Here is a 12,476-nt window from a genome sequence, read left to right on the forward strand (position 1 = left end):
CATGTTGCTATCGCTGATGGATTGGACGGTCGGTATTGGCCGCAAGCTGTTCAAGAAGGACGATCAAGCGTCGAGCACGCTGGAGCAAATCATTCTGGACGGCAATGACCGCTACGAAAACTTGGTCGGGCGCTTTGACGTGAGCGACCGCGTGAAGAGCCGCGTGCTGGACGTTCCCCCAGAGGATGTAGATATGGCGGTCCAAGCGGGCGCGGTTTTCGACGAGAAAGAGATGGCACTGGTTGTGCCCGAAGAACTGGATCTGGATCGGTTCCATCCGTGGTGGCCGAAGGTTCCGGAGGATCTGCGCAACACCCAGGCCCGCATGATCATCACCAAGGAAGGACGTCGTGCCGAAGGCTTCGTGCTGGGGGACGACATGGCGCTGGGCGGCGACAGCACTGCAACCTCGCTGATGTATCTGGCCTTCCCGCTGATCGGTGCGGTTCAATACTTCTTGGGCTCGCTCATTGGCGCTTTTAGTTACGTGGTGCTGCTGGCCGCGATTCCTTACTTTGTTGCGTTGAAGCAAGCGGAAGGGATGAAGGAAGCCTTCAAGGGCCTGGCCCTGATGGTGCTGCCCGTGCTGATTGCAACCGCCTCGGCGGCGTTGTCGTCCGCGCTCCATGTGGACGCCGCCAGCATCGAGCAGGTCCAGCAAACAGCGGCTGACCCCATGAGCAAGTTAGCGGAGATGATGGCGGTCGCCGCGGGCTTTGCCAAAATGGCGGGCATCGTTCTTCTGATCTTGACCATTCCTGGCCTGCTGTTGTTCGCGGCCTTCCTGAGTGCGGCCTCGCATCCCCACCGGGGTGTGCTGGGCGGAACCGCCGAGCGCTTCATTCAGATGATGAAGTGGATGGTGGTGATCTTGGCCCTGGTGGGGATTGGCTCCCTTCTCCCGGACGGGATGGGCGTGGCCGTGGCGTTTGTGATCGCGGCCATGTATGCCTTGCAGTTCACGGAAGGCAACTTCGTTCAAACGGCCGCTCGCCTCTACCTGCAGAACATGGATAACAACCTGGCGACCCAGGGTGCCCTGTCCAAGTCCCACGTGAAGGCCCGCGAGCAGCAGGCTGCCGAAGCGTTGCGCGACAACACCCCACTTTTGAAGGTGGGTCGAGCGTCTGGTCACCTGAACGACCGCGGCCATGGCTTTGCGCCGGACAAGGGCACGGTGATGATGCTGTCCTGGCGCGACCTGACCCAAGGCCTGATCGTCTACGGGCGTATCGGTTCCGGCAAGTCCTTCAGCGTGCTGCGGCCGTTGGCCCGTCGCTATCGCGAGTCCGCATTGGCCGTAGGACTGCGGAATGAACTGAAGGGGAGCGCCGCGGGCGAGACCGTTCTTGATGCGAAGCGCAGCGGGGGGGGAGCACTCATCCTCGACGCGAAGGACGGCGCGATCATCTCCGATTTGGGCAAGGACGCGTTTGATATCGTCGTGCGCGCAGGCATGTCGGTGGCCCCCTACGAGGGCCTGGAGCCCGACCAAATCACCAAGGCCCTTCGCGGCGCGACCGGTGGCAAGGTCGATGAGAAGTCCAAGCTCTGGAGCGACGGCGGCGACGCGTTCCTCTTCCACACCGGCATCATCCTGAAGGCCGCATGCGAGCACGAGCAGGCCTACCGAGACTTCTGCATCGCCAAGCTGGAAGGGTTGGAGCACGCCCGGTTGATTATGCTGCTGGAGCGGGAGGAGTTGGAGAAGCGTGGCTTGGGGTTGGAAGACCTGGAAGCGGCGCTGGCTCGCGTGGAAGAGCAAATGGGCACTTACGCGATTGTGGCGGAGGCTTCCCGGAACTGGTTCTACACCCCATTCCACCATGCCAAGCTGTTGGCGATGGTTGAGCAGGTGGTGCCGACGCCGCGTGGCGGGGAGATTGCCAGCGCTCGCGTGCTGGAGTTGGTGAACTGGTTGGGGTTGGAGCGCCCGGATACGTCTAGCACTGACGAAGAGCGGGAGGCCTATGCCGCCTACTCCCGGGACTACCACAACCGCTTGGCCACCCGGTCCGAGACCGTCCATCCCGACTTGCTGCGTCCCATGTCCCAGCTGCAAAGCTCGCTGGAATGGGCATTGCTGGGCGTTCCTGCAATGCATAAAGAGCAGCGCCAGTCCTTCACGTTGAACTCGCGGGGGCTCATCGAAAAACTGCTTCGGGGTGAAAAGCTCCGGACGGCAGATGACATCCCGTGGCATTCCGTCGAACGTGGGGAAGTGGACGTCTCTCAGGCGCTTTACGGGAAGTTCGTGGGCTTGTTCCTGCCCCCCACCCAGTTCGGCGAAGCGGGCGACATGATGCAGCGGTTGCTCAAGCAGCGTGTCATGAACGGCATTCGGGCACGCGGGGCGCACGGCGACAAGTGGCGCGAAATGCTGCCGGGCCAAACCGACGTGCTGCTGATGATGGACGAGGCGCATTTGCTGCTGACTTCGGACGACGTGCTGCTCTTCAGCACCTCCCGAAGCCTGGGGTTGATGCCGGTGATCGCGGTGCAGGGCCACGACAGCCTTATCAACACCTACGGGTCGGAGAACGAAGCCGATTTGCTGGCCAACACCATGCAATCGGTCATCGCGCTCAACCACTCGTTTGTCACACGCAACTACTTGATGAAGCGGCTGGGCAAGGCTCAGTTGACCACCTTCAAGGAGCCGACGCGTGGCATCGATTTCTCGGGTGGCTTGACCAACTTCCGCCACAGCGTTCTCAACGATCCGAACCACCCCTACGCAGCGGCCTACGAGCAAATGCTGATGCAGGGCGCAGGCCGCTTGAGCGCGCTTCGCGTGGATCCGGCGACGGGGCGCAAATGGCGCGTCGGGGCTGAAGACACGGTGGGCCAAGAGGAGCTGGCACGGGACATCGACATGCCCACAGGGGGCAAGCGGGAGGTCCTGCCGCTCTTCCTGGAAGAGGAATACCCGGCCCTGACCGCTGCACGTGGCAATGCGATTGTCTCGCTCTGCCGGGCAGGCGTGAGCCGCACGGACTTGGCCGAGATGATGCCCAACGACTGAGCCCCAAAAGGGCAAGGCAACCCTTGCCCTTTTCCAAAATCGATCAATGCTGACCCAACCACCCATTTCCTTGAAGGAGGACTTTATGAGCAATACCCACCTCGATGCCTTGAACGACCTGCTGGGCGCTCGCGATAAACGGCGAGCCAAGCTGGCCGGAGAGCGTCCAAACGACCACCAACCGCAGAAGAAAGCAGCCTTCGACCAGTCTCTGGCGAAGGACCAGGCCGATATCCAGGAGAAGCAACAAGCCGTGTTGGACTGGGCCAAGCAAGCCAAGCCCGACGAGATCACCGACGCGCGTGAGCGGTTGCACGCACAGGTGCAGCAGCGCGCTGAAGACGCGCCCAAAGACAAGCACGCCCAAGTGGTGTTCAGCACCGTGGACGAATGGCGACAGAAGCGCCAGCAGAAGGACGGAGGGCAATCCTTGGAGGAAAACATCCCCATGCTGACTGCGGCCCAGCGGCAGCAAACCATGGGGCCTGGTAAGTTGGGCTACGCGCACTACGCCGCCAGCGCGAAGAAGGAAGCGGACTTCATGAAGCGCTATGAGGCGAACTTCGACTGGGACAAGCACGAGGCCCAAGTCCAGAAAAACATCTACCGTCAATGACGGTCCATTCCCCGTGTCGCATCCAGGGCCCTTCGGGGCCCTTTTTGTTGGGCACGTTCCCTTGTTTGTGAGTGGATCGATCTACCCATAAAAGCAAACGGAAAAAGCGGCTCAAAGCAAGAAGCGGGGTGGGGGTTGATCATCTGGGGAAGAGAGAAAAAAAGGTTTGACTAAACATCAAAAGTGTCGATCAATCGAGATTTTTAGGGTTGCCAGTTTTATGGGATGTGGTTGACTGTAATCAGTCAAACACAACCGGGGGAGGCCCTTATGTATATTTTTGCCGATGCTTACGAGTTCGCCGTGGACAACGTGGGGAACCTGCTGATCACCTTGCTTTCGTTTTCGGTGGTGAGCTACGTGGCCGCCAACGTGGCAGGGTTGCTGGCTTGATGGCCTGGTTGAGGGGGGATTTGGAGCAGATGGATCTGCACACCGTTTCGCTTTTCCTACAAACCGGGGTTTTGGTTGGCGCGGCTTTCATCCTCAAGATCGCTTGCTGATTGCCAAAACCGAAAAAGACGGTATGCAAAGGGGATGGAACCCCAACACGACAACCCAGCAGGCAACCCAGGTGGGGGCGATTTCTTGAATCGTCCCCACGAGCCGTTGCTTCATCCCATCCTCCACCCCCTGACGCTGGCCCAGTTCTACGGGAAGCATCACGAGGCCGCCGCTGCCGCCGATGCGCGGGAAGTGTTGGACCTGGCCACGCGGTTCTGCCGAGAGGCCCAGGTTTTCGGGTTGGACACCCAGACCGACGCGGGTTTTGACTGGGTGCTGACCCCCAGCCGTTTCTCCAACCGCATTTCCCTGGAGCTGGGCAACCGAGCTGGAGGAACCAAGGTTCACGTCGAGCCCGGCATCACCCCCTCGCAACTGGACGTCACAATCCACGCGGGCGTGTTGGGCCACACCCGGCTTGCTCCGGCTTACCTCAACCTCCCCAGCGACGAGCGCGCCGGCCTGCTGGCCCAGCTCCAGCAATCCATCGCAGAAGTCCAAGCCAACCGAGCCGCCGCTGACCAGCTCCAGCTCCTGCGTGCCCAGCCCGAGTTGCCGCAGGAGGCCCCGGCGCTTCCCCAACTGGACATCGCCGGACTTCTCCAGCGCTACGAGGTCCCGGAAGAGCAGGCCAAGGCCACCGAGCAACACCTCATCCAAACCCTGGGCGGAACGCTCTCCACGATGCACGGAAGCGAGGTCATCGCCGCCGCGCACCAGCACTGCGAACACCCGGGGCTCTACGGCGCACCGTTTCAGACCTGGCTTTGCGAAAACAGCACCCTGGGCAACTTGGCCGCGGTCAATGCTTGCCTGGCGATGGGCGCCGATCCGAACTGCCCCAATGCCCGAGGATTGATGCCCATCCACCTGGCCGCGCGCCAGGGCGAGGGGGCCATCGTTCGTCGGTTGCTGGAGCATGGAGCCGACCCCGCGCTCACGGCACCCAATGGGCAGACGACGTTGAGCATGGCTGAAGGCCACCGGGTGGCCCAGACCTACGTCGCGCTGGGCATGCAGCGCTCGGTCCAAAACTACCCGGCAGGACTGATGGAGCGTTACGGAGCTACGCCTGAGCAAGCGGAAGCATTGGAACTGAAGCTCATCGACGCCCACGGACCCCAACTCGCCCGCTTCCATGTGGCGGAACTTCTGGCGTCCGCGCACGCGTTCCATCCCGAGCTGACGTTCAACGTCCCTTCGCAAACGTGGCTGGAAGAAGGCATTTCGTTGAACGCGCCCGAGGTGGTGGACGCAGCGCTGCACCTGGGGGCTGACCCTAACCAGCCCGACGCGATGGGCGACCGTCCGCTTCACCAAGCCGTGCGTTCCGAAAGTCACGTCATCGTCCGCCGGCTTCTGGAAGTCCAAGCTGATCCCTCGCAGGTGAATCACTTCGGCCAGGCCCCACTGCATCTCGCTGCGCAATGGAAGCAGGCCCGCGTTTGCCTGGAGCTCATGGCCGCAGGCGCGGACCCGGGGCAGTTGGATCGGGAGGGGCGCAAGCCGGGCGACGCTCACCGGGAGAAGGCACGTGAGCAAGTCCACGATTTATGACTGCTGGAGCTGGACGGTCCCGTCGAGCATCGAACCAAGTCGGGCCGTCCGCTATTGGCCCCGGGCCCTGCTGTCTGGGGCGTGTGTGGCTGGTCTGGTCTTCCCAGCAGCGCTTTGGTTGGGCTGGCAGGTGCCCAGCAGTCACACGCTCATGAACTTCAACCAGGCCCTCACTGGCAGCCTGGCAGCGCTGGGCAACCTTGCCACCGGCACGATCTCATTCCGAGAGCCTGCCGCCGCATTCTGGGAGGTGGCCAAGGAGCAGGCCACGTTTGGCACGTTGGCACGGGTCGGCGTCGCCGCTTGCTTGGCCGGGTGGGCGTCGGCTTGGGTGACGCGTCGGGGGTTAATCCCGCGCTCAAATACCTGGCATGTGTCCGGCGCTCAACTGCTACAGGGGAAAGAGGCCCTGACTGAAGCCCGGCGTCGTTCGCTCACGAAGAAAGAGCAGGAAGACGAGCTGCATGCCTTGTCGCTGCATCCCGACTGGATCGCAAGCAAGAAGCTGCTGGCCCGGCACATGTTCATCTACGGCAGCGTGGGCAGCGGTAAGAGCGTCATCCTCAAGCACCTGCTGGAGCAAACGGTCCGTCTCAAAAAGAAAAGTTTCATCTACGACATCAAAGGGGACTTTACGTCCATTTTTAAGCACCCGGTCATCGTCTGCCCCTTCGACAAACGCAGTTGGATCTGGGACGTGGGCCGTGACGTGGCGACGCAAACCCAGGCCGCCGCGTTGTCCCAAAGCATCATCCCCCCGGAGGAGGGCAGCGGCGCATTCTGGGCGTCTGCGGCGCAAGCCTTGCTGGAAGGGTGCGTGCGCGAACTCCAGGCCACGAAGGGCAAGAGCTGGGGGTGGGCAGAGTTGGCCGCGTTGGTTGCCCGCCCAGCCGGACTCATGTCCCAAGCGCTTTCAATCCACTATCCCCGCGCCGCCGCGCTCATCTCCAATCCCGACAGCAACACCACATCGAGCTGCATGGCCGTGCTCGCCAACGGCACCGCGGTCATCGAGCGCCTGGCCTTGGCGTGGCCGGAGCGCAAGCCGGACCGCATGTTCTCGATGCTCGACTGGATCAAAGATTCCTATGAGGGTCGGAAGCAGGTCATCGTTCAATCGGGCCCAGACGAGGTGCTAACCAAGGCCTACATCTCCGCCATGATCAACTGCGCGGTGCCGGAAATCATCGGCCCCTCGCTGCCAGATGACGAAGCCGGGCGATTCCTGGGGTTCTTCTTCGATGAGCTCACTTCCGCCGGCAAGCTCAACATCGAGCCGTTGCTGGCCCTGGGCAGGTCGAAAGGCGTGGTGGCCTGCATGGCCGTGCAGGACTGGAGCCAAGTCGAGAAGGTCTACGGTGACAAGACGGCTCAGGCGTTTTCTGGGTTGGTCGGCACACACATCGTGTGTCAGCTCCAGGTGGGCGAGACCCGGGAGAGAATCTCCCGGAACCTGGGCAAGCGCACCGTGGCTTGGCGCACGCATGACGACAAGGCGACCGTCCACGAGGAGTCGAAATCCGTTGTTCCGCCAGGGCGCCTCACGGACGATCTGGGCTTCCGCAAAGGGAAGGCTTACGGCAAAGAACGTTGGGGCATCCGGGCCATCGTGCAGACCACGGGCGATTTGTTGTTGCTGGACTGGCCGGGTGTGAGTTATCCGAAGGTTCGAGAGGGGCAGAAGCGGGCGAGGTGGACGAAGCAGGGCGCTCGCCCAGTGGAGCAAAAACCCATGCCACAGAGTGACGCGCAGAGCGCCGCAGAGGTCCAGCGCGTGTTGAAGATGACCGCCGACCAGGCCGCCGCGGAGCTGCAAAAACGCGGTGCCACGCCGCCGAAGCTCCGCGCCGTTTCAGACGACGAGCTGGAAGCCATCTTCCGCAAGTAGTGGGGTTGTGGAGTCGCAGGGTTTTGGTAGATCTGAAGGGATAGCCAGGACCTGGAGAACTCATGATCAACACCACACTGCTGAAGCGAAACGCCGGGGGAACCAAGGGTGGTTCTGCGTCGATTTACTACCTCTTGGCCCAGGAAAAGCTCTCTGAAGAAGCCGAGCAGGCAAGCATGGCCGTGGGTTACTACAGCCGCTCCGCGCCGAGCAAAGAGGCGCAATCGAAGTTCTTCGGCGGCTTGGCCCAGCACCTGGGTCTGGCAGGCGTCCGCGCCACGGAAGAGCTGATGATTCCGCTGACGGATGGATTTGACCCCAAGACCGGTCGAGCGCTATGCCACGGAGCCGGGGATCGCGGACAGGTCAAAGTCCGCTTTGATAAGACCGGCAAGGCCCCGTTGCGCGACAAAGACGGCAAGGTGGTCACGTATCTGGCCGGTGGGCATCGCATCGGCTTTGACCTGACAATCAGCGCACCGCTGGATATCTCCGTGGCGTTTGCACTGGCGTCCGATCCGGCAGAGCAAGAGGCCATCCATGCCGCGCACCGCAACGCGGTCCAGCGGGCGATGGAAGCCTTCGAAGCCATGTCCGAAACCCGGCGCAACAAGGCCGGGAAAGACGTCATTGGGGTAGGGGAGGGGGGCTTGATCTGGAGCTCCCACCACCACTACGCCGCCCGAGCCGACGAAGCGACCGGGGAGATGGGCCCGAACCTCCACACCCACAACCTGCTCTACAACCTTTCCTTGGGCAACGACGGCAAAGAGGCCAGCCTCTCTGCTGAAGAAATCTACCGCTACCGCAAAGCCATGGATGAGGTCTACAAGACCGAGCTCTACCAGGGCATGAAGGCGCTGGGCTATGGGGTGGACCGCATCCGTGAACTGGACGACGACGGCCAGGAAACCGGGCGCGTCTACGCGCGGATCGCGGGCCTGGACGAGGAGGTGACGGATCGCTATGGCAACCGCCGCAAGGAAATCCTCGCTTACGCGGCCAAGCACAACGTGTCTAATCAGCAGGCCACGTTGGCCACGCGCAAAGACAAGGACGAGCCGCCTTATCAGGAGCTCATCGCGCACTGGCAGGACACGCTGAAAGGCTTCGACGTATCCACGGAAAGCCTGAAGCAGGCCAAGGGCAACGCGCACGAAATGGAGCAAAAATCCCCGGCAGAACTGCTGGAGCGGCTCCATGAGACCGACGCCATCTTCTGCGACCACAACCTCTTGGAGGTCTTGGGCCAGGAATACTCCGGCAGCGTGACCGTGCCAGAGCTCTACGGCTTGGTTGAAGCGTTCAAGAAGGAGCACGGCCTGGTGCTGGTCAACCCCATGCGCCTGCACGACGACGACAAGGGCGACTCGCTGGCAAGGCGGCATACCCAGGAGCGCTACTGCGCCCCGTGGATGCTCCAGATCGAGCAGGAGGTGGTGGCCTTCGCGATTGAGCGAGCCAAGGAAACCCATCACCACGTGCCCCAGGCCGACGTGGACCGGGTGGTGAAAGACTACGAGAAGGCCAAGGGCCTTCAACTCTCCCAGGAGCAGCGCCACGCGTTGGACCACATCACCCAGGGCAGCGGGGGCGTGGTCAATCTTTCTGGGCTCGCCGGAACCGGTAAAACGACGATCAGTGAGTGTTTTCGGGCAGCTTACGCAACCCAAGGATTCGAGTTGCTGGGCGTCTGCGTTTCCAACGCCGCGGCCGAGAAGCTGGAGGCGGAAAGCGGCATGTCCAGCGTGAGCATGGCGCAGATGCTCCATGACCTGGACAAAAGAAAGATGCAGTTCCGCAAGACGGACGTCATTGTGGTGGATGAGGCAGGCATGGTCGATGCGCGCAACACCCACAAGCTTTTCAGCTACGCCGCCAAGGCGGGGGCGAAGGTCATCATGCAGGGCGACGTGGAACAGCTTCAGCCCATCGGAGCTGGGTCCGGCTTTCAGTTGACCAAGAGCGCGGTGGGTGATGCCAAACTCACGGAGATCCGACGCCAGGGCAAACAGGAAGACCGAGAAACCGCGTTGTCGTTCTACGCCACGGACGAAAGCGGCCAGATCATCGATCTGAAAAAGGCCAGCCGTTCCCGGGCGCAGACCCTCGACAAGGGCAACGAAATCAAGGCCCGGTTGCTCGACACCATCCGCGAAACGGCCACGGAGAAGGACGCCCGCGAGCGCTTGCTGCACGAATACTTCGAAGACCCAACCCCGATGCAGGAGAAGTTGGTCATCGCCCACACCCGTGCAGACGTGGCCGCGCTCAATGCGGGCATCCGGGCTGGGTTGAAAGAGCGTGGAAAGCTGGACCAGGAAGAGGTGGTGATCGAGGCCCGGGACAAGGGGCGCAAGTTCGACTTGGCCTTGTCGAAAGGCGATCAGATCGTCTTCACCGCGAAGAACAAGGACCTGGGGGTCATCAATGGCACGCAGGCCGTGGTGGAGAACATCAAGCCCTCAAGGGCGGGCGGCTACGACATCAGCGTTTCCATTCGCTCGGAGACCAAGGCCGATGGCCGGCGATTGACGTTCAACAGCTTTGAAATGAAAGCACTGACGCATTCCTATGCCGGGACGGTTCACAAGAGCCAGGGCCAAGGCAAGCGGGAGGTCTACCACCTGGCGAACCTGGGCATGCTCGACGCCCACAGCGCCCTGGTGGCCTACACCCGACTCACGAAGGGTTCCTACCGCATGTATGCGACGTCCGATGACGTGGAGCGGTTGAACGAACGTCTGGGGCTGGAACGCCTCAAAGAGACCGTGCTGGACGCGGGACTGAAAGACGATCCGCAACGGCCGGTTGTCCAGCCCCCTGGGGCAGCTGCACGTCCCACCACTCAACGTCCAGCCTCTCAGCGAACGGGCATCCAAGGCAAGCTCGACGCGCTGCTAAAGGAACGCCAGGAACAGAAACAGGAGAGGGTGGCCCAAGCCAAAATAAGCGAAGCGGAGCGCAAGGCCCGCCAACTGCTGGAAGTGTTCAAGCAGGCTCGGCGCCAGAAGGCTCTACAACCGACGCCCAGAGTCCAGTGGCCGACCCAACAGCCCCGCCAGCGGCATGGCTTTGGGCAGTAGCCGTCAGGCGCGGCCTTTCACGATGCGGTGCTTGAGCTGCGGGCGGACAAAGCTTGGAGGGGACGATTTGTCCAGTGGTTGCACCCGGACTTGGTAGAGGCCGCTTTCGCACTTGCGAAGGAGGTCTGCCTCGTCGGTGATCTCAAGCGTAACGTCCTTGGTGTTCCCTTGCTTTGCCAAGCGGAAAGCCACGCGTCCCGTGTCCTTGTTCTTCATCATGACGGGGACGACTTTCTTCCCATCACCGCGAACCAGGTGGAAGGTCTGGGCAAAGCGGTCATCGGTGGTGCTGGTCATCGGAACGCGGTCCTTGGAAACTGGTGCTGGGGGGGGAGTCGAAGAGGCGGCGGGGCGAGCGGCCTTGGCGACGGCAATGACCGATGCGAGTGCAGTAGGCGCCACGGGCCTTGAACCAAGGGCTTGGACTGCCAGCTGCAGCTTTCGCCCCGACGTCGAACCCATGTCCCCGCCCAGCCAGTGCTTGAACTCAGCGTTGGAGGGGCTCGGATGCGCGGCGAAGACCCAGACTCGGCCCTGCGCAGTGAAGGCCACCTCGTTGATGTCCTGGTAGTCGGCGAACTGGTTGCGCATCAGGGCTTTGACGCCCTTGATGTAGGCATCCGTGGTCCCGAGCATCACGACCCTTTCGACGCTGGCAGGCAGCGGGCTCAAGTGCTGCTCCACGCAGGAGCGCATGACTTGCCGGGTGAATGCCGCGGAGACCGCCTTGGGCATGATGGTGCCGCTGGTGGTCAGCTTGCCGTCGATGTCCAACGAGAGGCCACAGCGAATCAGGGAAGCCGCACCCAGCCAACGGCTCGACGCCGAGAGCGCTTGGACAACCGTTTCCGTTCCCAGGTCGATGCCCAGCGCATCGAGCACCTGGCGCAAGCGAGGGCGCATGCGGGCGAAGGCGACCCCATCAAAGCTGCCGGATTGAGACGCGGAGATCTGGGTGGCGCCCTTGGAGAACCCCAGCACCAAGACCTTGGGTTCGCTGGTGCCCCAATAGCCGGGATTGGCGCGGAGATGCCATCGCCCCTCAACGCGCAAATCGCTGTCGGAAGCGTGGCAGTTTCGGCAAGCCTGCCATCCATGTTGCAGTGTCATTGAAGCCCCCATGTTGTCCCTGAGGGCAGTATATGTAGGGCACGGTTCATAGGCGCGCAACCCATTTCCTTAGGCGCGTTTTAGGCGATACGATCCGTTCTCATTTGAGTTGTCGGCTCAACGACCCAGGCCCAGTGCGAGCAGGACCAGGCAGAGGATCCCGGGGTAGATAAACCACCACTTGAACACAATCCACCCCGGACTCCCGCCCACTCCCCGAGCCGGCGTGGGTGCAGCACCGGGCCAGGTGTAGCCGGCAGCCAAGGACTTTATGTAACCCGTGGTGCGGCGACGCGGATTGCGGATGATGAGGCCAGGCGGCTTGCTATAGATTCGCCAGCCATGCTGAAAGGCCTTGTAGCGCCACGCGTATTCGTGAGCCTCAGCATCGGCCTGGGTGCCCGTCATGCTCGACAGCGGGACGAACGAGAATCGGCGTCCCTGCCAGCCCCCACGAGCACTGCGGTGCTGCTGCTCGCGTTGCTTTAAATCGACGGTCTGCCCCACGTAGCAGCACCCGTTGTCAAAGAACAACCCGTAGAGATGGCGTGGGCGGGGCAGGTATTTCTGATTGCGTTTCCAGTTCAAGGGTCCTCCATCGATGGGTATACCTACATACCCATAAAAGAAAGAACCGATTCGTCAAGCCATGGCACGAACAAGGGCCCCGAAGGGCCCTTGCCGAGATAC

8 protein-coding genes are annotated in these 12,476 nt (G+C 62.0%); 6 read left to right on the forward strand and 2 right to left on the reverse strand.

Going from position 1 to position 12,476, the window contains the following annotated elements:
- The first annotated feature begins 1 nt into the window (after window position 1).
- The 6 genes from ACM0PK_RS09820 (at window position 2) to mobF (ending at window position 10,676) form a co-directional block, all read left to right on the forward strand.
- On the forward strand, window positions 2-3,025 hold the full coding sequence (locus tag ACM0PK_RS09820; RefSeq protein ID WP_235645984.1) for a TraM recognition domain-containing protein: 3,024 nt from the start codon (window positions 2-4) through the stop codon (window positions 3,023-3,025).
- An 85-nt stretch (window positions 3,026-3,110) separates the two neighbouring features.
- A complete protein-coding gene (locus ACM0PK_RS09825; protein ID WP_139726882.1) occupies window positions 3,111-3,641 on the forward strand; it encodes a hypothetical protein in 531 nt (176 codons plus the stop codon).
- A gap of 270 nt (window positions 3,642-3,911) precedes the next feature.
- Complete coding sequence (locus ACM0PK_RS09830) at window positions 3,912-4,034, forward strand: hypothetical protein (RefSeq protein WP_255313069.1); 123 nt, start codon at window positions 3,912-3,914, stop codon at window positions 4,032-4,034.
- Between the two features lie 195 nt (window positions 4,035-4,229).
- The gene (locus ACM0PK_RS09835) at window positions 4,230-5,702 is read left to right on the forward strand and encodes an ankyrin repeat domain-containing protein (protein ID WP_162792543.1); all 1,473 of its coding nucleotides are present in this window, start codon (window positions 4,230-4,232) and stop codon (window positions 5,700-5,702) included.
- 151 nt (window positions 5,703-5,853) lie between these two features.
- Window positions 5,854-7,590, forward strand: coding sequence for a type IV secretion system DNA-binding domain-containing protein (locus ACM0PK_RS09840; RefSeq protein ID WP_414606807.1), 1,737 nt, complete (start codon window positions 5,854-5,856; stop codon window positions 7,588-7,590).
- 62 nt (window positions 7,591-7,652) lie between these two features.
- A complete protein-coding gene (mobF, locus tag ACM0PK_RS09845; RefSeq protein ID WP_414606806.1) occupies window positions 7,653-10,676 on the forward strand; it encodes a MobF family relaxase in 3,024 nt (1,007 codons plus the stop codon).
- Between the two features lie 3 nt (window positions 10,677-10,679).
- On the opposite strand, the gene ACM0PK_RS09850 is transcribed toward mobF, so the two are convergent.
- Together ACM0PK_RS09850 and ACM0PK_RS09855 are read right to left on the reverse strand one after the other, a co-directional pair.
- Window positions 10,680-11,786, reverse strand: coding sequence for a hypothetical protein (locus tag ACM0PK_RS09850; RefSeq protein ID WP_414606805.1), 1,107 nt, complete (start codon window positions 11,784-11,786; stop codon window positions 10,680-10,682).
- A 117-nt stretch (window positions 11,787-11,903) separates the two neighbouring features.
- On the reverse strand, window positions 11,904-12,374 hold the full coding sequence (locus ACM0PK_RS09855; protein ID WP_099470569.1) for a GIY-YIG nuclease family protein: 471 nt from the start codon (window positions 12,372-12,374) through the stop codon (window positions 11,904-11,906).
- Between the last annotated feature and the right edge of the window lie 102 nt (window positions 12,375-12,476).

Source organism: Stenotrophomonas sp. FR010, assembly GCF_047520755.2.
Lineage (GTDB): Bacteria > Pseudomonadota > Gammaproteobacteria > Xanthomonadales > Xanthomonadaceae > Stenotrophomonas > Stenotrophomonas sepilia.